The organism is Kitasatospora sp. NPDC008050 (genome assembly GCF_042957465.1).
Taxonomy (GTDB): Bacteria; Actinomycetota; Actinomycetes; order Streptomycetales; family Streptomycetaceae; genus Kitasatospora.
Genome location: NZ_JBIBIJ010000020.1, coordinates 129,583 through 153,843, shown reverse-complemented (window position 1 = coordinate 153,843; position 24,261 = coordinate 129,583). Strand labels below are relative to the sequence as shown.

General features: G+C 71.2%; 24 protein-coding genes, 2 pseudogenes and 2 riboswitches. Of the genes and pseudogenes, 9 read left to right on the top strand and 17 right to left on the bottom strand.

From position 1 onward, the window contains the following. Position 1: 1 nt before the first annotated feature. Positions 2–805 carry an ABC transporter permease gene (locus ACFZB9_RS30930; protein WP_391452642.1) on the top strand — a complete coding sequence of 268 codons (804 nt, stop codon included), beginning with the start codon at positions 2–4 and terminating at the stop codon, positions 803–805. A 63-nt stretch (positions 806–868) separates the two neighbouring features. Here ACFZB9_RS30930 and ACFZB9_RS30925 read toward each other — a convergent pair. After that, a pseudogene (locus ACFZB9_RS30925) lies at positions 869–1,345 on the bottom strand (hypothetical protein); the annotation flags it as partial. A 663-nt stretch (positions 1,346–2,008) separates the two neighbouring features. On the opposite strand from ACFZB9_RS30925, the gene ACFZB9_RS30920 reads away from it, so the two are divergent. Then, positions 2,009–2,458 carry a hypothetical protein gene (locus tag ACFZB9_RS30920; protein WP_391452641.1) on the top strand — a complete coding sequence of 150 codons (450 nt, stop codon included), beginning with the start codon at positions 2,009–2,011 and terminating at the stop codon, positions 2,456–2,458. Between the two features lie 95 nt (positions 2,459–2,553). On the opposite strand, the gene ACFZB9_RS30915 is transcribed toward ACFZB9_RS30920, so the two are convergent. The 8 genes from ACFZB9_RS30915 to ACFZB9_RS30880 all read right to left on the bottom strand — a co-directional run bounded on the left by ACFZB9_RS30915 (position 2,554) and on the right by ACFZB9_RS30880 (position 11,741). Then, on the bottom strand, positions 2,554–3,336 hold the full coding sequence (locus ACFZB9_RS30915; RefSeq protein WP_391452640.1) for a thiopeptide-type bacteriocin biosynthesis protein: 783 nt from the start codon (positions 3,334–3,336) through the stop codon (positions 2,554–2,556). 131 nt (positions 3,337–3,467) lie between these two features. Continuing rightward, complete coding sequence (locus tag ACFZB9_RS30910) at positions 3,468–6,017, bottom strand: hypothetical protein (protein ID WP_391452638.1); 2,550 nt, start codon at positions 6,015–6,017, stop codon at positions 3,468–3,470. Continuing rightward, complete coding sequence (locus tag ACFZB9_RS30905; RefSeq protein ID WP_391452636.1) at positions 6,014–7,579, bottom strand: SagB family peptide dehydrogenase; 1,566 nt, start codon at positions 7,577–7,579, stop codon at positions 6,014–6,016. The genes ACFZB9_RS30910 and ACFZB9_RS30905 overlap by 4 nt, the downstream gene beginning before the upstream one ends. Continuing rightward, positions 7,576–9,831 (bottom strand): TOMM precursor leader peptide-binding protein, encoded by a 2,256-nt coding sequence (locus ACFZB9_RS30900; RefSeq protein ID WP_391452635.1) that lies wholly within the window; start codon positions 9,829–9,831, stop codon positions 7,576–7,578. The genes ACFZB9_RS30905 and ACFZB9_RS30900 overlap by 4 nt, the downstream gene beginning before the upstream one ends. A 110-nt stretch (positions 9,832–9,941) precedes the next feature. Beyond that, entirely contained in the window at positions 9,942–10,085 is a 144-nt protein-coding gene (locus tag ACFZB9_RS30895; RefSeq protein WP_391452634.1) for a thiocillin family RiPP, read from the bottom strand. 32 nt (positions 10,086–10,117) lie between these two features. Further along, entirely contained in the window at positions 10,118–10,243 is a 126-nt protein-coding gene (locus ACFZB9_RS30890) for a hypothetical protein (RefSeq protein ID WP_391452633.1), read from the bottom strand. Between the two features lie 373 nt (positions 10,244–10,616). Beyond that, complete coding sequence (locus ACFZB9_RS30885) at positions 10,617–10,739, bottom strand: hypothetical protein (protein WP_391452632.1); 123 nt, start codon at positions 10,737–10,739, stop codon at positions 10,617–10,619. 108 nt (positions 10,740–10,847) lie between these two features. Further along, positions 10,848–11,741 carry a BTAD domain-containing putative transcriptional regulator gene (locus ACFZB9_RS30880; RefSeq protein WP_391452631.1) on the bottom strand — a complete coding sequence of 298 codons (894 nt, stop codon included), beginning with the start codon at positions 11,739–11,741 and terminating at the stop codon, positions 10,848–10,850. Positions 11,742–12,574: 833 nt separating this feature from the next. Here ACFZB9_RS30880 and ACFZB9_RS30875 point away from each other — a divergent pair. Further along, on the top strand, positions 12,575–13,372 hold the full coding sequence (locus tag ACFZB9_RS30875; protein ID WP_391452670.1) for an ABC transporter ATP-binding protein: 798 nt from the start codon (positions 12,575–12,577) through the stop codon (positions 13,370–13,372). After that, positions 13,366–15,816 (top strand): FtsX-like permease family protein, encoded by a 2,451-nt coding sequence (locus ACFZB9_RS30870; RefSeq protein WP_391452630.1) that lies wholly within the window; start codon positions 13,366–13,368, stop codon positions 15,814–15,816. Before ACFZB9_RS30875 ends, ACFZB9_RS30870 begins: the two co-directional genes overlap by 7 nt. Here the strand turns inward: ACFZB9_RS30870 and ACFZB9_RS30865 are convergent. Beyond that, positions 15,737–16,294, bottom strand: a complete 558-nt coding sequence (locus tag ACFZB9_RS30865; RefSeq protein WP_391452668.1) for an AMP-binding protein — start codon at positions 16,292–16,294, stop codon at positions 15,737–15,739. The two genes, ACFZB9_RS30870 and ACFZB9_RS30865, sit on opposite strands and share 80 nt — an antisense overlap. A gap of 34 nt (positions 16,295–16,328) precedes the next feature. Beyond that, a complete protein-coding gene (locus tag ACFZB9_RS30860; protein ID WP_391452629.1) occupies positions 16,329–16,463 on the bottom strand; it encodes a hypothetical protein in 135 nt (44 codons plus the stop codon). Next, positions 16,450–16,628, bottom strand: a riboswitch (M-box (ykoK) riboswitch). (Overlaps the previous gene by 14 nt.) A gap of 221 nt (positions 16,629–16,849) precedes the next feature. Further along, a riboswitch (M-box (ykoK) riboswitch) is annotated at positions 16,850–17,056 on the top strand. Between the two features lie 240 nt (positions 17,057–17,296). Between ACFZB9_RS30860 and ACFZB9_RS30855 the strand changes: the two genes are divergently transcribed. The 5 genes from ACFZB9_RS30855 (at position 17,297) to ACFZB9_RS30835 (ending at position 21,591) form a co-directional block, all read left to right on the top strand. Then, positions 17,297–17,764 (top strand): hypothetical protein, encoded by a 468-nt coding sequence (locus ACFZB9_RS30855; protein WP_391452627.1) that lies wholly within the window; start codon positions 17,297–17,299, stop codon positions 17,762–17,764. A gap of 106 nt (positions 17,765–17,870) precedes the next feature. Beyond that, entirely contained in the window at positions 17,871–18,239 is a 369-nt protein-coding gene (locus tag ACFZB9_RS30850; protein ID WP_391452626.1) for a VOC family protein, read from the top strand. 319 nt (positions 18,240–18,558) lie between these two features. Then, positions 18,559–20,349, top strand: coding sequence for a DUF1003 domain-containing protein (locus tag ACFZB9_RS30845; RefSeq protein WP_391452625.1), 1,791 nt, complete (start codon positions 18,559–18,561; stop codon positions 20,347–20,349). Positions 20,350–20,383: 34 nt separating this feature from the next. Then, on the top strand, positions 20,384–20,962 hold the full coding sequence (locus tag ACFZB9_RS30840; RefSeq protein ID WP_391452623.1) for a cadmium resistance transporter: 579 nt from the start codon (positions 20,384–20,386) through the stop codon (positions 20,960–20,962). 191 nt (positions 20,963–21,153) lie between these two features. Next, positions 21,154–21,591: a winged helix-turn-helix transcriptional regulator gene (locus ACFZB9_RS30835; protein ID WP_391452621.1), complete on the top strand. Its 438-nt coding sequence runs from the start codon at positions 21,154–21,156 to the stop codon at positions 21,589–21,591. Here ACFZB9_RS30835 and ACFZB9_RS30830 read toward each other — a convergent pair. The 6 genes and pseudogenes from ACFZB9_RS30830 to ACFZB9_RS30805 all read right to left on the bottom strand — a co-directional run bounded on the left by ACFZB9_RS30830 (position 21,549) and on the right by ACFZB9_RS30805 (position 24,249). Continuing rightward, complete coding sequence (locus ACFZB9_RS30830) at positions 21,549–22,136, bottom strand: TetR/AcrR family transcriptional regulator (RefSeq protein WP_391452619.1); 588 nt, start codon at positions 22,134–22,136, stop codon at positions 21,549–21,551. The two genes, ACFZB9_RS30835 and ACFZB9_RS30830, sit on opposite strands and share 43 nt — an antisense overlap. A gap of 21 nt (positions 22,137–22,157) precedes the next feature. Then, entirely contained in the window at positions 22,158–22,292 is a 135-nt protein-coding gene (locus ACFZB9_RS30825; protein ID WP_391452617.1) for a hypothetical protein, read from the bottom strand. After that, a complete protein-coding gene (locus tag ACFZB9_RS30820; RefSeq protein WP_391452615.1) occupies positions 22,289–23,128 on the bottom strand; it encodes an NAD(P)H-binding protein in 840 nt (279 codons plus the stop codon). The genes ACFZB9_RS30825 and ACFZB9_RS30820 overlap by 4 nt, the downstream gene beginning before the upstream one ends. Continuing rightward, positions 23,125–23,208 (bottom strand): annotated as a pseudogene (locus ACFZB9_RS30815) (nuclear transport factor 2 family protein); the annotation flags it as partial. The pseudogene ACFZB9_RS30815 and the gene ACFZB9_RS30820, both read right to left, overlap by 4 nt. 173 nt (positions 23,209–23,381) lie before the next feature. After that, positions 23,382–23,861, bottom strand: coding sequence for a heme-binding protein (locus ACFZB9_RS30810; protein WP_391452613.1), 480 nt, complete (start codon positions 23,859–23,861; stop codon positions 23,382–23,384). A gap of 67 nt (positions 23,862–23,928) precedes the next feature. After that, a complete protein-coding gene (locus ACFZB9_RS30805) occupies positions 23,929–24,249 on the bottom strand; it encodes an NIPSNAP family protein (RefSeq protein WP_391452611.1) in 321 nt (106 codons plus the stop codon). Positions 24,250–24,261: the final 12 nt, after the last annotated feature.

Here is a 24,261-nt window from a genome sequence, read left to right as displayed (position 1 = left end):
GGTGCAACTCTCCCGCACTGCCCGGATCCTGCTCCGGACGGCGACGGCCCTGGGGTTCGCCGTCATCTACGCCCCGCTGCTGCTGGTCCTGGTGAACTCCTTCAACGCCTCGCGCTCGTTCGCCTGGCCCCCGTCCGGCTTCAGCACCCGATGGTGGGCGGCCGCCTGGCAGGAGACCGGGTTGCGCACGGCACTCGTCACCTCACTCAAGGCCGGACTGGGCGCGACCGCGGTCGCGCTGGTGCTGGGCACCATGGCGGCCTTCGCCGCCACCCGGTACCGGTTCTTCGGCCGGCAGTCGGTCTCGTTCCTGCTGATCCTGCCGATCGCCCTGCCCGGCATCGTCACCGGCATCGCGCTCAACGCCGCGTTCCGCACCGTGCTGAGCCCGCTCGGGGTCGGCTTCGGCCTGTTCACCGTCGTCGTCGGGCACGCCACCTTCTGCATCGTGGTGGTCTTCAACAACGTGTCGGCGCGGCTGCGACGCATCGCCCCCTCGACCGAGGAGGCGTCGGCGGACCTCGGGGCGCACACGTTCCAGACCCTCTGGTACGTCACGCTCCCGGCCGTGCGCGGCGCGCTCCTCGCCGGCGCCCTGCTGGCCTTCGCGCTCTCCTTCGACGAGATCGTGGTGACCACCTTCACCGCGGGCCCCGGCACCCAGACCCTGCCGCTGTGGATCTTCGACAACCTGGCCCGCCCCAACCAGGGCCCGGTGGTGGACGTCGTCGCCGCGGTGCTGATCGTCCTGGCGGTACTCCCGGTCTACCTGGCCCAACGCCTCTCCGGCGAGCCACTGCGCTAGGCAGTGTCCTGGCGATCAATCATCCGGCCAGATCTGGTTCTTCGACGTTCACAGACGGGCCCACTACAGCTGGCTGAGGACCGTCGGGTCCGTGATCTTCGTGTCGTCAGCCAGCATCATCGCCTTACTGAGGATCACGGCCAGCATGCGGTCGCCCTCGAAGGGAAGGTAACCGGCCTGCGGGGCGGCCGGGTCGGACTTCGGGACGATGCACAGGTACTGGTCGTTCGGCGTCATCAGGATGTTCCCCGAGCCGAGGTGGATCTTGTACGTGTGGCGCTCACCCTTCACGTGCAGGAAGCGGCCTTCGATGGTGCAGCGGTCGGCGATCGCCAGCCGGGGGACGAGCCGCTCCAGCAACACGCGGCGCGTCTCGGCGCTCTGGGTGAGCTCCCCGAAGCCGTACGACGTCCAGTACTCCCGGAAACGGCCCTCGGGTCCGCCGTCCTGCCAGGTCGGGTCGTTGCCGACGCTGGCCACACCCACGAACAGGTCGATGTCGCGCAGGACTTCGGACAGCACGAGCGGCGGTACATCGGCGATCGGGACGGACTCGGCGAGGACCTCGTGACGCTCGCCGTACCACAAGGTGTGCCGGCGGCCGAGTTCGTCGAGCCTCTTCAGGCGCTCCACCGAGAGCCGGTCACCGGGCAGGCCGCGGGCGATGACACCGATCTGCTTGCCCTCACCCACCGCGCGTGGTGAAGCCGACCGCGCGGCACCCGCCACCATCCTCAGGGCGAGCCTGTCACACCCGACTCGAGGTGCTGCGGCTGCCTCATTGCCGCCCGGCTCGCCCGTCGCTTGCGCGGCTGCCCGACCTACTGGCGCTCACTGGGCGGTAGGCGGTACACGGTTAGGTAGTTCTACCGATGCCATGGCCACCAGGGACGGCGATGATCGTCTTCGCAGGCACCGCGTTCGCGGGCTGCTTCCGCCCCTTCGTGGTGCGAATCCGCCGCCTCGCGCGCGGCCAACGCTGCCACAGCACTGGAGAACGTTCCTATGTCCCGCCATTCCCATGTCGCCGTCCTCACCCTCTCCCTTGCCGTCGCTGTCGGGCTCACCGGCTGTTCGTCCGTCGGCGCCACGACGACATCGACCTCCGCAACGAGGTCGACCTCCGCGACGACGTCAACCTCCGCAGCGGCATCGACCCCCGCGACGACGTCGACCTCCGCGGGTGCCGGAAGCACGTCAGGTATGTCCACCGCACCCGCGATGACGCAGGCACTGCAGGCGATAGCCGCAAAGGTGGGCGGGTCGCCGATGAAGGTGCTGGAGATCGACCTGACCGATGACAGCATGGCGATCCAGGCGGTCGACCCCGCGAAGCCCACCGAGGTCAACGAGTTCACGTACCGCGACGGGAGCGTCCAGGACCCGCAGCCTGTCGACATCAGCGGCAGCGACCCCGGAGCCCTGGAACAGAACCTTTTCGACGACTCCTCGATCAAGCCCGCTGTTGTCGCCAAACTGATCGTCGACGCAGTCCCCGCTTCGAAGATCGACGGCGCCAAGGTCGTCAGCACGATCATCAAGCGCAACCTTCCGTTCTCTGCCGACATCCAGATCGTTGTCAATGTCAGTGGCACTCGCGCCACCAAGCAGGTCCGGGCGACGGCCGACGGCACGGTCACGGGGATTGTCTGACGGCCCGCCACGCTCCCTCGGCCGGCCGACCGGCAGTGGTGAGCGCGAGGTCGGAGCGGGCACGCGTCGTGCGGGCGGCGACGCATCCAGAGCGCTCACGGCTGCCAGTGGAGCAGCAAATCGGCGATAACGGCTTCCTCGATGGGTTTGACACCCAGTCGATTGTTCATCAGGTGCACGTAGTGGAAGAGGAGGTGCGCCGGGGTGCGGGCGGCCGGGTGGGCCAGCCGGTCCCGCAGGGCCCGCTGGTAGTCCAACAGGGCGGGGGAATGCGGGCCCTGGCGGATCGCGGTGGTGCGGGCGCGCAACGGTGCCTCGGCACGGGCGGCCGAGTCGGCTGCGTGCTGCCGGGCGAGGGCGGAGTGCGGGCCGTTCTGCCCGGTCCAGTACCACCGCATGTTGTAGAGGAAGGAGCGGTGCTGCGCCTGGGGCAGCAGGTCGACGGCGAGGCGGGTGAGGAGGGTGGCGTAACCGAACCGGCCGGCCCAGTACGTGGCTCCGAAGAGACCGAGGGCCGTGTCACTGGAGGCCTGGAAGAGCAGCTCCGCGCCCGCGAGCCCGGCCGGGCCGCCGTACTTGGTGAACTCCGGTTCGTAGAGCGCCTTTTCGACTCCCTGGTGAAGTCCCTCGCGGCCGATGTCCCGGAGCATGCGGTCGGCCGTCGGCTCCAGCTCCGCGAGCGCGTCGAGCGGGCCGGCGATCCGCAGCCGGATCTGGAGGCCCCGGTGGTCGGCGAAACGGAGGAAAAAGTACCGCCCTTCGGGGATCAGGCACCGCGCCTCGCGAATGACGGCGCGCAGCGCTGGGTGCTCCAGTACGGCCTGGGTCCCTTCGAAGGAGTCGACGAGGATGCGGTAGTAGAGCCAGTCCTGTTCCATCGGGCCTCCTGGCAGCGGGAGCACGGTTCCTGAGTCACGGGTCACGGGGTCACGGGTCACGGGGTCATGGGTCACTGGGTCATGGGTCACGGGGTCATGGGTCACGGGGTCGCCGGATCACACCCACGGAGTCACTGGTCGAGGCGGAGCAGCGCGGCCAGTTCCGCGGCGTGCGCCCGGCCCGACTCGTCCGTCAGCCACCAGTGCCCGGGGCCGGGCAGCACCTCGGCCAGGACGACGCTGCCGTGGTCGGCCCGCTCGACCGCCTTGAGCAGCACGGCGAGCGAGTGCGCGGACCGGAGGTCCACCCAGAACGGCTTGGCAGGCAGGCCTGAGGCGGGTTCCGACCCCAGGTGCACGAAGCACTGCTGCGGGATGCCGCGGGCCGTGCGCCAGCCGTCCACCCGGGCGAGGTGCGCGGTCCGGCTCTCTCTCGCCCGCCGGCGCGGGATCTCCGTGGCCGGCACGGTCCAACGGGCGCGGCCGAACACCACCCGGCCGTCGCAGACCCGGGCGGTCGGGCCACGGTCGGGAGCCCCGAGGGCGGCGCCGCGTTCGTCACTGGTCCGGAACAGCGAGGTCCATGGCTGCGAAAGAGTGGCCAACAGCCTGATCGGGCCCTGGAGTTGGGTGACCGGGAGCACCCCGAGGTAGGGCAGTGCGACGGGTGCGCCGTCACGGTCGTAGAGCTGGAGGGTCCCGGTGCCGGGTTCATGGGCCAGCAGCAGCCCGGCCAGGTCCCCGAAGCCCTCCGTCTCGTCCGACCGCCGCAGGTCCGTGGGCCAGCGCAGCACAGGGAACAGCGGCGCGACAGGTGTCTGGGCCATCGAGTAGTCCCCGCCGGCCGACAACTGGTAGACGTGGCAACCCGGGTGGAGCGCGGCCACCCAGGACCGCAGCGGCGGCGTCATACGCTCCCCGATGCCCGGCACGGCCGCCCAGCGGGCCAGCAGGCCTCCCGGGCCCGGGCTCACCCGGTTGACCACCAACAGGTACTCACCGCGGTGCAGGGCGCTCGCGCTCGCACTGGCGAGCTGGTTGAAGACCGTCACCGCCGGGGCTCCGACGGTGCCGTGTGGGCGCAGGTCGGACTCGATCCCGGGCGGGGAAGCGAGGTCCACCGCCTGGGCGCGGCGGACCAACGCGGCGTGGTCCTGCCGCAGGGCGAAGCTGTACAGGAAGTCCAGGATGTCCCCGCAGACCCCGCCGCGGCCGTAGCGGGCGGTGAAGTGCTCGACCAGCATGCCGTACAGCGCGGTGCGGACGATCCTCGTCCGCACCCGGTCCGCGACCAGGGCCAGGTCCTCGGCGACCGACCGGGGCAGGCACGGGGTCCCGACGTCACGGGCCGGGGCGTTCTCGTGGAACAGCGGTTCGGTGGCGAGCCAGGGGGGCACCTCCGCGTCGACGGCGCCCAACGCATCGGCGGCCGCGCGGCGGACCGCCGCGTCGAGCCCCAGCCGTTCCGCGGCGGGTGCGGAGGGCAGCCGCTGCTCTGCGGCCGCCAGGGTGTTCATCGCCTCGGCCAGGTCGGCGCCCCGCGCTCCGCCCGGGGTGCCGACCTGCTCGGCGAAGGCGGTCAGGGCGGTCCGCTGGTGCGCCGTCCAGGGGGTGTCCGGCAGGAGCAGTCCGATGGCCGCCCAGCGGCCGGCCCTGGCCCGCTCGCCGGGTGAGCCGGGTGAGCCGGGTGAGCCGGGTGAGCCCGGGGCACCGGACGGGCCGCGGGACCCCACGCCCCAATCCCTCAGCGGCCTCGGCCCGGCACCCGGCCGGAGCCCGTCGGCCTGGTCGAGCTGCCGCGCGTACAGGCCGGCACCGGCCGGGACGTCCCGGTGGTGCGGGAGCAAACCGGCCCCGACGCTGTACTCGGGGAGGAGCACGTGCCAGTTGCCGTTCACTCGGCGCAGGCTCTCGTTGACCCGGTAGCGGAACCGGTCCTGGAGCCCAGGCGCCGCCGCACAGGCCCGCAGCAGGTGCACCGCCAGGTGGCGGGGGGACACGAGGTCGGTTCCGGACTTCACCGGCTCCGGTTCGGAGTTCTCGCCCAAGGTGGCCAGGCCCAGGGTCGTGAGCGCGCCGAACGGGCTGGTCTTGATGGCCGCCCGGGTGAGGTAGGACACCGCGGTCCGGGCCAGCCGGCTGCCCGGTGCCGTCCGCGCGCCCACGTCGCCGGTGTCGGTGCGCAGCAGTTCACGGGTGAACGACGGACTGGCCAGGGCCAGGGTCGCCGCGATATCCGGGCGCCGCAGCGCTCGCATCGCGTGCTGCAGGGCGGCCCGGTCCGCCGCGTCCCCGAGCGCCGCCGCCTCGGCCTCGGCGGCGAGGGCCTCGGTGAGGCCGCGCTGCCAAGCGGCGAGCAGCTCCCGGCCGGGCTCGTCCAGCCGGGGGGCGACCAGGCGGGCGGCGCGCTGCGTCGCCTCGGTGAGCCGGGAGTTGTGGACGTCCCGTCGTAGCCGCAGGGCGGCGCGCCGGACGTCGGTCCGGTCCTCCAGAGCGGGTATCAGACGGTGCAACAGTTCCGTGAGTGGGGTGCCGGCGCGGCCCGCCGCGGCGTGCTGCTGCCGCGCGCGGTCCAACGCGTGAAAGGTCTCCGGTGTCGCGAGGGCGTCGAGGTCCTGCGGCGAGAGCCCGGACACCCGAAGGGAGAGCAGCGGGAACACGGCGCCGGGACGGCTCGTCACGCTCGCCCCTGCGGGCCCAGGGCCCGCTCGGCCTCGGCCGACCAGCCGGGGTCGTTGACCGGCTCCCAGTCGCCGCGTTGCGGCCCGAGCCCGGCCGGCCGGCTGCCGAGCAGGAACTCGCCCACCGAGGACTCCCGGAGGTAGTCCAGCCCCAGGACGCGGGCGGCCAGGTCCGAGTCGCCGCCGCCCAGGGCGCACGGGGCGAGCCCCATCGTGGTGGCCACCAGGTACATCGTCTGGTACAACACGCCGACGTTCTTGAGCGTTGCCGCGTAGGCCAGGCTCCGGTACTTCCAGGACAGCCGCTGGAACCGCGAGGTGACGGTGATCAGCAGGTCAGCGGGGTCGGCGCCGCCGGCCGACAGCCGTGCGAGGGCCAGCAGTGCCTCGCAGTCCTTGCGGTCCCGGTTGACCAGGACGAGCTGGTGCCCGACGGGGTCGTAGTGGTAGATGCCCTGGGGAACCCCGGCACAGCGGTGGACGGTGAGGTAGAGCTCCAGGTCGTAGGCGGCTCCTCCGGTGGGGTAGGGGCGGGAGCTGGCCGGATAGGGCATGCCCTCGTGCGGACGGGCCTCGGTCAGGGAGCGGACGCGGGCCGACCGGTAGAGGAACTCACCGAGCTGGTCCAGGCTGATCGGCTCGGCTGCGTACTGCCGCACCGACCGACGGCCCTCCAGGGCGGCGGTCAGCGAAGGGTCGCGCTCCAGCAGGCGATCGATGCGGGGGCGGGGCAGCGCGATGGCGCAGCGGTCGGCGGCGGACTCCGCGGCGGGCACAACGGCGAAGGAAGCGGTCGGCTTGGTGGCAGGCTGCGGATCGATGACGCCGCGGTGCGGGAAGACTCCGCCAAACGGGTAGTCATGTCGGCCGAGTCGGCTGCGAGCGTGGAACAGCAGGTCGTGGAAGTCCCACTGGCGCAGCGTCTCGTCGCGTTCCTCGCCGAACTCGCCGCGCTCGGCCAGGTCCAGCAGCCCCGCGCCGGCCAGGTGTCCGACCAGGTACCGCACCGTCCCCACGGGCAGGCCGAGCGTGGCGGACAGCTCGGCTGCGGTAGTGGCCCGGCCGGTTGCGGCGGCCAACGCCTGGGCGCCGGAGCTGCGTAGCCGCACGCGGTGCGCGGACAGCGGCGACTCCAGGACGAGACCGTCCTGGTAGGCGCGGATCAGGGCGAACCCGGACATCCGCAGCGGGGCGTCGGCCGCGACCGGGGTCGGCCGGTGTGCGACGGCGGCCATCGGCTCGATCCACAGCGCGTCCCGGCCGTCCTCGCCCGCCACGTGGTAGCGCAGCAGCCGGCCCAACCGCTCGGCCACGACGTCGGCTTGGCACTGAGCGGCGTCGGCGAGCGCACCGTGCAGGTCCACCGGCCGATGTCTCATCAGCTCGATGGCAGCGCGGAGTTCCGGAGCGAGCTTGCGCAGCCGGAAGACGGCCGAGGGGTGCTCGACCAGGAGGGCGTCCTCCTCGGCGGTCAGCCGCACCTCCTCGCGCAGCGAGAGCCGGACGGGTGCGCCGGCGGCCGGCGCGGCGGTTCCGGCAGTGGGGGCGAGCTGGGTGGTCACAGGAACATTCCGATCGGATTGAGGTCCTCTTCCCGGGTCGGGGCCTTCAGCCAGCCCTGCTGTACCGGGACGTCGTAGAGGCGGCCGGGAGCGTAGCGCGGCCAGAAGTGGCGCATGCCCGGCACCATCACCTTGACCACTGGCAGGCCGATGTCGGCCCTGGTCTGGTCGAGCACCAGGAGCTCCATTCCGCGGGCCTGGACGGTCCGTTGGATCAGCCGGACGTCGTCCAGCAGGTCGGACTGCGGGCGGTACGGATGGTCGGCGGCGGTGCGTGCCGGGACGCCGTCCAAGGGCCGCAGGTACGGCTGGTTGGCCACGGTCGCCGTGCGCCACCACCGCAGTTGGTCCGGGTCGTCGAAGGCGTACTGCCCGGAACCGTCGCTGGGCATCGACAGTACGGCCGGGAGGAACTGGTTCATCTCGGTCAGCGCCCGGGAGATCGCGATCCTCATGTCGAAGTGGGCGCCGAAGGCCATCAGGATGTCCTCGGCCGGCTTGTCGGTCCGCCGCGAGATCGCGGCGGCGACCGGGATACCGAGGTCGGAGGTGAGGTCCAGGACCCAGGTCTCGCGGTGGAACGAGCTGTAGGTCTCCTGCCAGTGGGTGAAGTACGGCTCGCGGAAGCTGTCCAGGTCGATCGCGGGCCGTCGTACGCGGTTGTACCACCACATGGCCACGCTGTCCCGTTCGACCAGTTCCATGAACCCCTGGACGATCGCGTCCTCCAGGCTGCTGCCGGCCGCGTTGCCGTTGGAGTCGGCCCCTGCGTACGTCGGTCCGGGCGGGGCCGGGTACTGGTAGTAGAGGTACGAGGTGGGGACGTACTTGTGCCGGCCCTCGGTAACGGACCACACCGGGGTCCACTCCAGTGCGGCGGACTCGTCGAGCGGGTCGCTCACCCGGTGGAAGTGACAGTCCCGGGCGTTCCAGTCCGCCCGCTCCCGGTACTGCCGCTCGCTGTAGAGCTGGAGGGAGTTGGGGTGCAGGGCGGCGTCCCCGAGGTCCCGGTACGAGGCGGTGATCCGCTCCTCGTCGCCCTGGAAGGCGCCGGAGTAGCGTTCGACCGCCTCCGCGAGCGCACTGGCCCGGGCCTGGAGATCGCTCATCCCCTTGCCGGCGCTCTGGCTGCGCAGGCCGACGCGGACGCCTCGCAGGCTGGAGGTGTGCAGCGCGAAGTTGTGTCCGGCCAGGTAACTGTGCAGCCCGCTGGTCCCGGTGGGCTGCTTGGTGAGCGACGAGACCACCCCGCTCACCGGGCTGACCAGGTGACCGTACTCGGCCAGGAACTGTTCGGGGTTCATCGCCCGGTGGCCGCCGTCCTCGGTCGTCGACTTGGGACGGGCGGACAGCGCGACGGGCCGGCGGGCACGTTCCGCCTGGAGCCCGGGGACACCGCAGTCGGGGCACTGCGGCCGTCGGAGCAGGGGGTGCCGCTCAGCCTGGAGGGTGAGGGTGTCAAGCGTGAAGACCTCGCGGGTGTCCGCCTCGCGGCTTCCCGCCAGCCACTTGGCTGCCTGGAGCGAGGCCAGCCGGGCGGCGAGGCCCACGGTGACCGGCAGGTCTGCCCGGGCCGTCACCGGAGCGCGCTCCAACCCGGCCGCCTGCTGGACGAACGAGGACACCAGCCGGTTGCCGCCCACCCGCGCCGACAGGCATCGCCAGCAGGCGGACTCGCCGGGCTCGAAGACCGGCCCGATCCACACCGAGTCCCCGACCGGCCTGGCCAGCAGCCAGGGCCGCTTGCTGGCCAGGGCCTCGCGGTTGACCTCGGCGAGGCCGGGGTGGAGGTAGTCGTCGGTGAGGACCACGGTCAGCGCGGGGTCCCCGTCCGGTGCGCCGACCCGAAGTCCCAGTTGCCCGGCCGCCTCGGTGAACCACTCGGTGCGGGTCGAGCCGAGCGCCACCACCTTGAGGCCGGCCCGCGCCACGGCGTGCTGCGCCTCGTCCCCGTCCAGCCCGGCGAGTTCCCAGTAGCCGCCGGCCCGGTCATCGCCCTCCGGGTCGACCTCGATGACGAGCCCCGCCGCGGTCAGACGGTCGATGGCGCGCGCCACCTGCTCGGGCGCGAACTCGTCGGCCAGGTCGCCGGTGATCTGCTCCCTGGTCCGCCGGGCACCCAGCAGCGGCGCCATCCGCTCGACGAGCCGTCCGTGCAGCACCGTCTGACGGCGCTCGGCTATCAGGAAGACGCCTTGTCCGGGCACCGCGTGGGCACTCAGGTAGCGCTTGAAACTGACGACTTTCGACACATCCATCTCCAGGGTGGGTGAGGGCTCGGCGGCTGCCAGGCGTGGTTCTCGAAGCGGCAGGGCCGCCGCCCCCTCAGCAGGAGCGGCGGCCCCGGTGCCCGCGGGTCGGGCTAGATCTGGGACTCGGCCAGGCACGACAGCGTGCCGGCGGTCCCGAAGCAGGCGTAGGCGGCCTGGGCCAGCTCCTCGACCTCCATCTCGATCTCGATCTCGGCGGCCGCGACGGCGGTGGTGGTTCCGTGCTCGGTGATCATGGATTTCTCCTGAGGGGTGACGGGACCGCGGGTCAGGCAGCCAGGCAGGCGAAGGTGCCGAACGTGCCGATGGTGCCGTTGCAGGCCAGCGCCACGCTCGGCGAGGTCAGCTCCTCCACCTCGATCTCGCCGTACTCGGTGGTCTCCTGAATGTCCATGACGTTCCTCCTTGCGTTGAGCCGGACCTTCGGTCCGGCGTTGGATCCGGGACGGTGACGCGCATTCGTCGCTCAGGCGGCGAGGGTGCAGGTGTAGATGGTGGACTGAGCCGCGACCGGCGAGGTCAGTTCCTCGATCTCGACGTCGAAGTACTCGGTGGTTTCCTGGGTGTCCATGTGTTCCTCCTGAAGAACTCGGGTGCTGGTGGGTCAGCTGGCGATGCTGCCGAAGGTGCCGAAGCAGAAGAAGGTGGTGACCGCCGCGCTCGCGGTCAGCTCCTCGACCACGATCTCGGTGACCTCGATGTCGCTGTTCTCCACGGTGTGCTCCGCTCTGGTGGTAGTGGTGGTGGTGGTGCGTCGCCGGCCGACCTCAGTCGGCCAGGGATCCCCAGGTGCCCAGGCTGAAGGCGGTGCTGACCGTGATGAGCTGGGCGCTGGGGGTCAGGTCCTCGACGACGAGGTCCTCCGCGAGGACGTCGATGGCGATATCCATGACGACTCCTTCCGGGTTCGGCCGCGTGGCCGGTGGCCGAGCGGCGGTGGGGAGCGGCGGACCTGTGTCCGCCGTTCGTGGTCCCAAGGTCCTTCGGGGCCGTCGACATCAGGTGGACATCACGTCGACGGCCGGCCATTGACCGCTGCCGGCCGATGCGTCGCACAGGATCTGCTCGTGGACCCTCCGCAACTGCCTGCCGGGGTCGACCCCCAACGTCTCCCGGAGCACCGTCCGGGCCTCGTGGTAGGCCCACAGCGCCTCCGCGCGTCGATCGGCGCGGTGCAGGGCGGTCATGAGGAGCGCGCGGAAGCGCTCGTCCAACGGGTGCTCCGCGACCAGCCCGGACAGTTCGGCCACCACCGGATCGACCATCCCGAGGGCCAGTTCGGCGGACAGCCGCATCGCCAGCGCCGACCGCCGCAGCTCTCCGAGATGGACGCGGTGGCGCTCGACGTACTCCCCCGGCACACCGCTCAGCGGGACCGTGCCCCGCCACAGGCCCAGCCCCTCCCGCAGGTGCCGGGCCACCGCGGCGTGGTCGCCCGACTGCCGGGCCACCCCGGCGTGTTCCAGCGACCGCTCGAACACCCGCAGATCCAGCGCGGCCGGCCGGACTCTGACCACGTATCCCCCCGACTCCGAGGCGATGACGGAACACGACTCGCCTCTCGGCGGTGTCAGTGCACGACGCAGCCGGTACACGTACGTGTGAATCGACCGCTCGGCGGTCGCCGGGGCGCGCTCCCCCCAGACAGCCTCCACCAACCGGTACACCGAGGTGTAGGACCCGTCCTGGAGCAGCAGGGCGGCCAGGACCGCCCGCTGCTTAGGCTGGCCGAGGTCCACTTCGCCGTCCTCGTCCCGGGCGGTCAGCGGGCCCAGGACCGAGAAGCTCAGCCCCGCCCGGCATTCGGCCCTGAGGGGCGGCGGCAGGGGGCGGGCAGTGGCGGGGCGACGCTCCGCTGTGATTTCGCTGGCCGTCGTGAAGATGTCCGGCATGGTTCGTGATCTCCCGTTCGTCAAAACTCGGAGGCTGTACCGTGAGCGCTCCGGCCAGGTCAACCGACGCGGTCCCCCGTCCTCCGTCCAGGACGATCGCCCCGGTCCCGGATCGTTCGTCCTCGTAGCCAGCACGCTATGGACGTCGGGTGGACAACGCATTGACAGGAGTTCCGAGGGGCATCCGTCAAACGGACGGTCATCGTGCCTCTACGAGCCGAGTCGAAGGAGACGGATCCCGGGTAGGGCCGGGGTCCGAGCTGATCGTTCACGGGTCGTTCTCATGCGCGAGTTTCGAGACATACCCGGTCCACGGCCATCGGTCGGGCTCGGGCGGAGCACCGAGCCTGATGCCCTGGTACATGCGAACCTTGCCGCCGTTGATCGTTGGGCGGGTCTGCCGAAGGCCGGGGATCGCGGCGAGCAGGTTCCGGCCGAAGGTCTCGCGGGTGCCCTTGTGGTCGCGGCCGGACAGGTCGCACCAGTCCCGCCAGGCATCCCGGAGCAGGTCGGCAGGGTCCCGGAGATCCGGGCCGAGCCCCGGCCGTCGGCAGGCGCGCGTCAGAGATGACGGCCAGGGACTTGTCCAACAGCGGGGAGAGCCCGAGTTTGAAGTTCCCCCGCCGCCTGCGGTCCGCCCCGCCCCGCGGCAGCCCGCAGTGGCACGCGATCCGCTGGAGCCGACCGTGACCTTGTCAGGAGTTCCTCAGGGTTGAAATCAGGGACAGTCCTGAGGTGCGGACACCGCACGCGGCCCTAACGTCGGCGCGGCGGGCGACCGATGCCCTCGACCGATGTCCCGATGGAAAGGCGCGCGAGTGTTCCGGAACAAGGTGCTACCGGCACGGGCTTCGAGCCCGACCTTCGTCGGCGCGGAGAGCGCGGGCGACCTTGTCCGCCTGGCCGGTGTGCACAAGCTCTACGGTCGTGGTGACAATCGGGTGCGGGCGCTTGACGGGGTGGATGTCGGTTTCGAGGCCGGGACGTTCACCGCGATCATGGGGCCTTCGGGTTCGGGCAAGTCGACGCTGCTGCAGTGTGCGGCGGGCCTGGACCGGGTCGACGCGGGTCAGGTCCTGCTGGACGGGGCGCCGTTGCACGAGCTCTCGGAGCGTGCACTGACGGAGTTGCGTCGTGAGCACATGGGTTTCATCTTCCAGTCCTTCAACCTGATTCCCTCGCTGACGGTACGTCAGAATGTGGAGCTGCCTCTGCGGTTGGCGGAGCGGGAGATCGACGCGGTGGCGATCGAGCAGGGCCTGGCGCAGGTGGGGCTGGCCGAGCGTGACGGGCACCGGCCCGGCGAGTTGTCGGGTGGCCAGCAGCAGCGGGTCGCGATCGCGCGTGCGCTGGTGACCAGGCCGAAGGTGATCTTCGCGGACGAGCCGACCGGCGCGCTGGACTCGAAGACCGCCCGGGAGGTCCTGGCGCTGCTGCGCGGGGTCGTCGAGGAGCACGGGCAGACGGTGGTCATGGTCACCCACGACCCGGTCGCCGCCTCGTACTCGCAGCGGGTGGTCTTCCTCGCCGACGGCAAGGTGACCGGCGAGCTGTTCGAGCCGACGGCCGAGACCGTCGCGCTGCGGATGGCCGCGCTGGAGCCCGGCGAGAGCGGGACGAACCCGTGCTGAAGATCGCCGTAGCCACCCTGCGTTACCGTCTGATGGGCTTCGTGGGCGCCTTCCTCGCCCTCGCGCTCGGCACGACGATGATCGGCATGATGACGCTGACCCTGGCGGCCACCTTCGGCACGCCACACCCGGGCCCGCAGCGGTTCAAGCAAGCCCACACGGTCGTCGCGCCGCAGGGCTTCGAGTCACGCCCGATGAAGGCCCCCGCGGTCCTGCCCGCCGACGTCGTGGCCGAGGTCAGCGCGGCGGGCAGGACCACACCCGACCGCAGCTTCCCCGTGCGGCTGAACCCCGGCCCAGGCGCGACCGGCCACCCCTGGTCCTCGGCCGCGTTCGCGGGCTACCACCTGGCGGCCGGACGCGCCCCCCAGGCCGAGGACGAGATCGTCCTCGCCGGCGACCAGTCCCTGATCGGACGTCAGGTCCTGGCCGCCACCCCGGACGCCACCGGCCAGTACAAGGTCGTCGGAGTCACCGACGCGCTCTGGTTCGAAAACCCGGCCTTCTTCAGCGACACGCAGGCCCAGCGCCTCTCCCCCGGCGTCAACGCCCTGGTCACCGACCAGAACGCCGACCAGCTGTCCGCCCTTGTGGCCGGCCGGGCCACCGTCCTGGCCGGCGACGACCTGATCCGCCTGGACACCGACACCACCGGCGGCGCCCAGGCCCTGGCCAACGCCCAGGCCATGGCCGGCAGCACCACCGGACTCGCGGTGTTCGTCGCCGTGTTCGTCGTCATCGCCACCTTCGCCTTCGCCACCGAACAACGCCGCCGCGAACTCGCCCTGATGCGGCTGGTCGGCGCAGCCCCCCGACAGGTGCGCCGCATGGTCCTCGGCGAAGCCCTGCTGATCGGCCTGGCCGCCGCGATCGCCGGCTGCATCCTCGCCCCGCTGTGCGCCATGCCCCTGCGCTCCTGGATGCTCGACCACGACGTCGCCCCGTCCTGGTTCACCATCCCCCTCAACCCCCTGCCCCTGCTGATCTCCTTCCTCATCGGCGTGGCCGCCGCCCTGGCCGGCTCCGCCGCCACCCTCGTGCGCGTCTCCCTCGTCAAACCGATCGAGGTCCTGCGCGAAGACGCGGTCGAGCGCCGCGTCATGACCCCCATCCGCTGGCTCCTCGGCGCCGCCATGCTGATCGGCGCCGTCGTCGCCGGCACCGTCATCAGCCGAACCGAGCCCTACCTCGCGGCCAGCGTCCGCAAATACGAGATGGTCCCGGTCCTCTACGTCGGCGCCGTCACCCTCCTCGCACCGATCCTGCTGCGCCCCGTCACCCGCCTGCTGATCGCCCCGCTCCGCGGCTCGGCCAAGGCCGGCCCGCTCCTGGTGCGCGAGAACATCCTCACCTCCCGCCGGCGCACCGCCGCAACCGTCGCCCCCATCGTGGTGGCCGTCGGCCTGGTCGCCACTCTGCTGACCATGCAGAAAACCGGCGACGCCGTGCAACTGACCCGCCAGCAGCAGGAAATCCACGCCGCCGACGTCGTCGTGCCCGCGGGCCCCGGCATCGACGTCCGAACCCTGGACGAACTCACCGCCGTCCCCGGCATCCGCGTCACCCCCACCACCTCGATGAACATCCGCATCGGCACCACCAAGGGCGACCAGATCGACTCACTGAGCACCAACGCCCTGCCCGCGACCGCCCTCGGCACCACCGTCACCCCACCCGTCATCTCGGGCTCGCTCACCAACCTGCCCGACAACTTCCTGATCATCGACGAACACGCCGCCCAGTCCGACGACCTGGCCGCCGGCGACCAAGTGGTCACCCTCCTGCCGAACGGCACACGCGTGACCTGCGTCATCGCCGCCATCGTCGCCCGCGGCCTGAGCGGCGACGACACCTACCTGTCCGCATCACTCACCGGCGCGATGACACCCACCCGCGTCTACCTCGACGCCCAGGCCGGCACCGGCCAACCCCTCGACCAACAACAAACGGCCGCGGTCAACCAGGCCCTCGCCGACACCGGCGCACACCTCGTCACCTACGACACCTACCTCGAAACCCAACGCGCCCACGCCGCCGAACAGAGCGACAACGCCGCCGTCATCATCCTCGGCATCGCCCTGGCCTACGCCCTGATCGCCGTCGCCAACACCCTGATCATGGCCACGACCGGACGACGCCGCGAATTCGCCCTCCTCGGCCTCGTCGGCACCACACGCACCCAGATCGTCAAGATCGCCACAGTCGAATCAGCCATCGCCGTCATCGTCGGCACCCTCCTCGCCGCCATCGCGACCGCACTCGCCGCACTGACCCAGCACATCTCACTCAACAAACTCATCACCAGCGCACCAACGGTGATCCCCTGGACCCAGATCAGCGAGACCATCGCACTCTGTGCCCTCGTCACCCTGGCCAGCGCAGCACAAGCAACCGCACGAGCGACCCGCCAACGACCAATCGAAGCCGCAGGCATCCGCGAATAGCACACTGCCACCAGGGCCGATACGTCTGTGGTTGGGCTTTTCGCAGGCCGGAGGGAGTTTCCGATGACCGCACGGCGGGCGCGTCCGCCCGCACCTCTGCGGCCCGCCGCCGCGTACATTGACCAGCACGGCCCGCACGCCGCACCGGTCCAGCCTCAGCACTACGTTCCGAGCCCCGCCTCGACGGTGCCGAGCCGGGTGCGGCGGGGACGGTCCCAACGGTGAATCCGTCCTCGTCGGTGTGGGCGAGGACATGGCGGATGCGGGCTCCGGCCGCGCTGTCCCGCCAGCGGGCTTCGGTGTCACGCGGGTCGATCAGGAGGTAGTCGCAGCCGCGCTTCGAGAGTGCCAGCGCGCCGACGATCGCCAGCCACCCGTGGTCGAGCCGTAAGCCGACCAGCGTGCCGGGCGGGACGTGGTGGCGGGCCAGCTCCGCGGCGAGGTGGTCGCTCACCAGGTCCAGTTCACGGTAGGTGATCAGGAACTCCCCGCCGCGCCCCGGCCCGCACGCGTCAGCCGGTGTACATCTGGACGACCTTCACGATCACCAGGATCACGGCGATCAGCAGGTAGCCGCGCAGGGTCAGCACCCATGGGCAGCGCGAAACCGGGCTCGGCCACAGCTGCTCTTGGACGACACCCCTCACGTAAGAGTTTCGGCACTGCACGGCGTATCCCCACCCACCTTGGGCGGGAAGCCACTTGGGGTCACCCCTTAATCCGAGGAGACCTGTCCTGACCCTGGGCGTCTCTCGACGTCGTCGGGTCAGTGGCCTGTATCCGTGCAGACGCCTCACCGAACGAGGTGTCGCGCCGCCAGTATGGCGCACACCGCTGACAGGCTGTCAAGCCTGACCTTCACCTTTCATTCGCAGGTGCAAACCAGACGCAACTTAGCCAATCATGCGCCTGCTCCACTCGGACAACTGCGCCCGTCAGAAGTCGCCCCGGCCGCCAAGAGGTCGCCAGGATCTGTCCGCGGAGGGTTGCGCCACCTGCCCGTGGGCGGCCTATAGTCGGTGATGGTTTTGCGAGGGCACCTCGTTCGGTGAGGCGTCTTCACGGACACAGGCCACTGATCCCACCCGTCGAGAGACGCTCCGGATCAGGACAGATCTTCCCGACCTAAGGGTTGATCCCAAGTGGCTTCCCGCGCATGGGGGCACCTCCCGGCCGAAGGCTGGGGGAGCCGCGGGATCACGCCGTGAAGTGCCAAAGCTCTGACGAGTTGGGGTGTACCGGTCCATCGGGACCGGTCCGCTCCTTGCCGTGTCGACACGGCGCACACGATGTGCGCCCCCGGCCGGAAGGAGGCGAGAGACATGGATGCAGATTGCAGTAGTCCGGGTCACAAACGGCCCCACATCCACCTCTCCTCGTCCCGTTCCGGCACGCGCTGACCCGTTCCCGCACGGCCGCTCCCCGGCCCGCCGAACATCGCGCGCGCCCTCCAACAGCCTTGGTGCCTACGGAGGTTCACATGACCATGTTGGCGTTCGCCCCGACCACCCGTCGCCCGCACACCACCGCCACTGCGCCGATCACCGTCACTCCGGCCGGCCGGAAGCTGTCCCGCCTGCTGCAGACGGTCCGCCGCCGCGCTGCCGCTCCCGCAGCGACCCCGACCGCGCGCGCGACGCTTGCCGCGGAAGCGACGGAGGCCGGTCGCCGGCCCGGGCCGGCGGCGCGCGGCTGCCTGCGCCTGACGCTGGACGACGGAATCTCTCGGCTGTACCTCCTGGACGCCCGCGACTTCGCCACCACGACGTCACCCGAAGTCGCCTACGACGCCCGGGTCCACACCGCCTACCTGCTGACCCTCCAGGGCCACCGCCCCGAGTGGCTCGGCCGGCACCTCGACCTGCCCACCGTGGCGACCAGCCGCATCGCCGAACACGCCGAGCGCTCCGGCCCGGACGGACCCGGCACGATGCCTCCGCGTACCTGAACCCACCGCCGAAGCCCTTTGGCCGCCCAGCCGCACCGCACCGAACGGCGCCACCTGCCACAACAACCGGTCCATCATGCCCGTCAACCCGAGAGGCGGCACGCCCGTGCTCACCGCACTCGACCACGTCCAGCTCACCGCACCGCCCGGCAGCGAGAACGAGTTGCGCGCCTTCTACACCGGCGCGCTCGGCATGACCGAGATCCCCAAGCCGCCCCAGCTCGCCGACCGTGGCGGCTGCTGGTTCGCCGCCGACGAAGGCCGCATCATGCTCTACCTCGGCATCGAGGGCCGCTTCCGCCCCACCACCAAGGCCCACCCCGGTCTGCGAGTGAGCGGCATCGACGCCTTCGCCGAGCGCGTCGCCGCCCACGGCGCGCCCGTGGTCTGGGACGACAGCCTGCCGCCGGGCCGCCGGTTCTACAGCCACGACCCGGTCGGCAACCTGCTCGAGTTCCTCGAACCAGCTCCCTGAGCTCGCCGCGCAAGCGCGGTGAGCGAACCTGCCGGCCGGCCGGACGGGGGCGCACCGGGCCGTTTCCCCGTCCGGTTGTCCAGTGACGGCGCCTCTCCCGCTCCATGATGGCCAGTTGACTGTCCGTCAGCTTTCGTACAGACATTCTCGGGTGTCAGGGCCGAGTCTGCCGGGAACCCCTCTCCTCGGAAGTCCACTGGTATAGGTTGCACGCTGACGGACCCATCCTCGTCGCCCTCACCAGCCGTACGATCCTGGTGCAACCGGCCTCGGCTGCTGCCGTGTTCGGCATCCGGCGCGGACCTGCCCGAGGAGGATTGTGAGCAGCGCCAACCAAGTGAGTGATCTGCCGCGACCGGTCACCGTCGTCGACGAGCAGATCGGCGTGAACGGTGCCATCGCGGCCGCGTTGACCCGATGGGTGGGCTCGATGCCCGTGCTGTACGCGGCCCTTGTCGTCGTCGGCGGGTGGATGGCGCTGGCGACCTGGGGCCCGCTGCACCGGGCCGATCCCTATCCGTTCCCCTTCCTGCTCTTCCTGGACAACGTGGTTCAGCTCGTCCTGTGCCTGGTGATCCTGGTCGGCCAACGGGTGCTCGGCGCGGCCGCCGACAGCAGGGCGGTGCAGACCTACGAGAACGCCGAGGCGATCTTCGAGCACGTGGCGGAGCTGCAGGGACATCTCGACCGGCACGACCGGGCGCTCAGCCGCGGGGTCAGCCTGCTGGAGTCCAGCCCGCACCCCTGGATCGAGCGGCACCGGGTGCAGCCACCGCCCCAGGCCATCGACCACGCGGTGACCGTCAACGGCCGGATCGCCGCCCGGCTGACCCAGCGGCTGGGCACCGTGTGGGCCTTCTACCTGGCCGCCGGGACCCAGCTGGTCTGGATCGTCCTGGCCCAGCTGCGAGTTCAGCGGTTCGACCCCTACCCGTACGCCTTCATGTCGTTCCTCTCCACCCTGGCCCAGCTCATCTTCATGATCGTGATCATGGTCGGTCAGGACGTCCTGAGCCAGGCCGCCGACCGCCGCTCCGAGCAGACCTTCCTGGACGCCGAAGCCATCCTGCACGAGTGCCGACGGATGAAGGCACGGCTCACGGCCCAGGACCGGGTCATCGACAGCCTCACCGGCTACACCACCACCCAGGTCACCGAGCACCTGGCGCGGGCCATGCACGAAACCTATGGCCATGCCGACCTGGAAGCCGACGGGCAGGCCGCCGACACCCCCGGTCAGGTCCCGGACATCGGCGGCCTGCCGACCCCCTGGGACGAACTGCCCGAGGAGGTCAAGGAGTCCAACCGAACCCAGGCGCGGCAGATCGGCGAGCAGCTGGCCACGATCGGCTGCCTCATGGTGCCGACCTTCAATCCGGCGCTCGACTTCGCCTTCGAGGAGGACGAGGTGCGATTGCTCGCCCGGCTGGAGCACGAGAGCCGCAGGGGCGGGCAGCCATCCGCGGTGGTCGGGCGCGAGCCGGGCGCGGACGGCCGTACGCAGCACGATCAGGTGCCCTGGGAGCAGCTGTCCGACCGGACCAGGCTCGCGAACCTGGAGGCCGTGCGGCGCATGCCGGCCGTGCTGGCCCGCGCGGGCTTCCAGGTCCTGCGCGACGGCAGCGGCGCGCAGGACGGCCCGCACGAGGCGGACTTCACCGCCGACGAGTGGGACACCCTGCAGCGGGCGCTGATGGCCTCCGGCGTGCTGGTGGCGCTCGCGGAGGGGGTCATCGACCCCGAGGAGCTCTTCGCACTGGTCAAGAAGCTGCGGGAGACCAGCATCACGCACCCGCGGCGGTTCATCCGCGACCTCACCGCGGCCTCCACTTTCGACACCGGTGTGCCGGCCGGCACCCGGTACGCCGACTACCAGGGTCCCGCGCTGGAGACGATCCGCGCCGCCACCGCGATCGTCGCCCGGACCGCACCGGCGCAGCTCGCCGACTTCCGCACGCTGCTGGCCGAGATCGCCGCGGTGGTCGCCGACGCGAACAAGGAAGGCGGCTTCTTCGGCCTGGGCGCCCAACGCCGCTACGGCAACGAGGCCACCGCCATGGCAGCCGTCAGCCGGGCGGCCGGACTCGACGAGGCGGGGCGATCCGGTTGAGCGGGCAGCGGAGCAGGATCGGCGGACCGGACATATGACGGGATCCCTGCTCGCCACCGCCCTTGTCGCCTTCCTCGGCACCACCATCGACGACCTGATCGTCCTGACCGCGCTGTTCATGGCCCGCAGCCTCAGCGGCCGCCCGCACGCCGCCGCGATCGTCGCAGGCCAGTACGCCGGGTTCGCCGCCGTCCTCGGCCTCGCTCTGCTCGCTGCGGCCGGCCTGCGGATCCTGCCCGACCGATGGGTCGGGCTCCTCGGGCTGATCCCGATCGGCTTCGGTGTCTGCGGACTGTGGCGACTGCGCGGCGCTCCTCAGGGCACCCCGCCCGCGGTCGCCGCCACCGCACCCCGGATCGCGATCATCGTCTTCGCCAACGGCGCCGACAACATCAGCGTGTTCACGCCCCTGTACCGCACCCTGCACACGGCCGGCTCCCTCCTGGCCACCGCGCTCTTCCTGGGACTGATCGGCCTCTGGTGCGCCACCGGAGCGCTGCTGGGAACCCACGCGGCGGTGGTGGCCGGCCTCGGACGGGTCAGCCACTGGCTCATACCAGCCGTCTTCATCACCGTTGGCGTCCTCATCCTGATCGCCAGCCGCACCCTCTGACCAGTGGCAGACCCGGTCGTGCGTCATACCGCTCCGGTGCCTGTGGTGTGACGGAGCCGGACCGAAGGTGGTCCGTCATCACCCGGTACCGCGTCGACCCCGATCGACGGATTGACGGTGCGTCCGGAGCGGTTGTTACCATCAACGGAATCAACTTCCCATGGGGAAGTATCCTGGCGAGGAGCTTGTCCATGGCCACCAACTGCCTGACCGGGCAGCACGCACACCACGACGTCTACGCGGCCCAGTGCCCCTGCCGCGCCATGCTGGACCTGCTGGCGAACAAGTGGTCGGCCCTGGCCATCGGAGCCCTGGAAGAGGGCCCGCTGCGCTTCGGTGCCCTGCAGCGACTCCTGCAGGGCGTCAGCCCCAAGGTGCTCACCCAGACCCTGCGGCGCCTGGAGGACGTGGGGCTCGTCGACCGCACCGTCTACCCTGCGGTGCCGCTGCACGTGGAGTACGCCCTGACCGGCCTCGGCCTCAGCGCGGCTGTCCCGCTGCGGCTGCTGCGGACCTGGGTCGAGGAGAACATCGACGACCTCGCGAGCGTGCCGAGCAGCCAGGGGACGGAACCGTCGATGGTGCGTCAGCCACCGGTCGGACCGGCGCCGAGGACGTTGTCGAGGTAGGCCGCCAGCGAGGCGCGCAGGGCTTCGGGTTCCGTCTTCTGATCGTCGATCAGGTGTGCCACGAGGTCCGCGCGGATGGCGGCCAGCAGTGCGTGGGCGGTGAAGTCCGCGCCGTGGACGCCGGGCACCCGGTCCAGTGCCAGGCAGAGGTTGTGGTGCCACCAGCCGTAGTGCTCGGCCTGGTACGGGCTGCTGAGCCCGGCGTCCTCCGCGGCCGACATCAGACGACGGTTCTCGATCTTGAAGCGCAGCGCGGTGTCGAGGAGGTCCCTCACCTGCTGGCGCGGTGGGACCTCGCCCCTGTCCCGCGCCTCCCTCACGGCTTGCCGCAGGGGTTCGAGGCGGGAGGCGATCACCGCGGCGATCAGGCCGGCACGGTCGCCGAAGCGACGGAAGAGCGTGCCCTTGCCCACGCCCGCGGCTGCGGCGATGTCGTCCATCGACACGGTGTGGGGGCTGCTGCTGGCGGCGAAGAGGGCGTCGGCGGCGGCCAGGACGGCCTCTCGGTTGCGCAGGGCGTCCGCCCGCTCGGTGCGCTGGGCCACCGGTCCTCCTTCGTCGTCGGCCTACCCCGGCCCTTGGAACGGGTCATGGTACTCGGCGGGGTCGCGTGCGTCCGAGCCGCCGTAGGCGGCCAGGCCCAGGTTGCGCAGGGTCTCGAACCAGAACGCCGGGTCGTCGTGGAACATCAGCTGCTTCATGACAGCTCCCGCTCGACGAAGGCGCGGAAGGTGCCCGCAGGGCGGCCGGTGAGGCGCTGGACGGTGTCCGTGGTGCGGTCCTCGGCCCCTTCGGCGATGGCACGGTCCAGGCCGGCCAGCATGGCGGCGAACTCCAGCGGTATCTCGGCCGCCCAGCGGTCGCGCAGCTGCTCGAACGTCAGGTGCCGGTGTGCCACGGGCCGGCCGGTCACCTCGGCGATGGTCGCGGCGACGTCCGCGTAGCTCAGCGCCTGCGGCCCGGTGAGGATCAGGTCGGCGTTCGGGGCCTGTTCGTCGCTGAGGGCGCGGACGGCGACGGCGGCGATGTCGTCGGCGTCGACGAACCCGACCCGGCCGCCTCCCGTGGCCGTCAGGACGGCGCCCTGCTCGCGGATGCTGCGCGCGTGCGGGGTGGAGCCGGTGAAGTTCTGCATGAACCAGGAGGGCCGCAGCACCGCCCACTGCTCGAACAGGCCGGGCAGCTCCTGGTGGACCCGGCCCACCGCCGGACCGCCTGCGGGGATCGCCGAGGAGCCGAGCAGCACCGCGCGGTGCACGCCGGCCGCGCGGGCCCGGCGGAGGAAGGGCAGCATCACCGCCGCCGGGTCCGAGGAGCCGATCGGCGGGACGAGGTAGACACGGCCGACGCCGTCCAGGGCCTCGCCGTGGGTCGCGGGCTCGTTCCAGTCGAAGCGGACGGCCTGGGCGCCCTCCACCGGGGTGGCGCTTCGCGCGGCGGCCTTGACGCGGTGGCGCCCGGCGATCAGCCCGGCGGCGACCCGGCGGCCGGTGGTGCCGGTGGCCCCGATGACCAACGTGGTGCTGGCGGTGTTCATCGCATCGCTCCCGTGAAGTCGGCACCGGGCTGCTGGACGGCGAGGGGGTTCCAGTAATCACGGTAGGAGGTGATGCGCCAGCGGGACACCCAGACAGAAGCGGACCGTCAGTCCGTATAGCTCGAAGCATACGGACTGACGGTCCGTTTTGTAAACCGGGCACGGTCGGTAGCGCGATCAGCGGTTCGGCGACCCGTAAGACCCGTCTGCCGCTTGAGCGTTCGGAGCGAAATCCCGCGTTGCCCGACCCGCGTCAGGCGCCCGACCCGGTGGTCCCGGCCGGACCCTGGGCGGGGAGCTGGAAGCCGAGTGCCTTGAGGGCGGCTTCGGCGGCCTGCCGGTCCTGCTCGGCGCTGCCGCCGGAGATGCCGAGGCCGCCGATCAGCTTGCCGTCCTCGACGATCGGGTAGCCGCCCCCGACGGCCATCAGGCGGGGGTGACCGGCGAGCGGGGCGATCTCGGGGTCGCCCACGTAGGCGTTCCACGTGTGGGTGGCGTAGCCGAAGGACGCCGACGTCCAGGCCTTGTCGACCGCGACCTCGCCGGCGAGGAACGGCGTGGCGTCGGGTCGCTGGAAGGCCCGGAGGTGGCCGCCGGCGTCGGTGACGGCGACGCAGGCCTCGAATCCGATCTCCTGGGCGGCGGTGTGCACGGCCTCGATGAGGGCGTTGGCGGCCGCGAGGGTGATGGAGGCGGCGGAGGTGGACCTGGTGAGGGTTGCGGTGTTGGTCATGACTGCCTTCTCTTTACTCGACTGGGGCAGGCGTGATGGTTGATGGTTGGCCAGGAGGGAAGCACCGTCAGCGCAGGGCCGAGACCGGGGTCGGGACGACGCGGGTGACCACCGTTGCTTCGGGGATCAGCAACTCCATGACGGCCGGGCGGATCTCGTTGCGCCAGCGGTCACTCTCGTAGACGGCCGCGTACAGCTCCTCGCGCTGGGCCTCGTCCTCGAAGCGGCGGATCCAGAGGTAGCCGTCCGGGCTCTCCTCGTCGATGAAGGACGCGGTGATGTCCATTCCGCCCGCGGCCTGGAACGGGATGACGACGTCCTCCATGTAGCGGACCCACTCCTCACGGCGTCCGGGCCGGGCCTGGTAGCGGCGTATCTCGTAGAACACGGCAGGAACCCT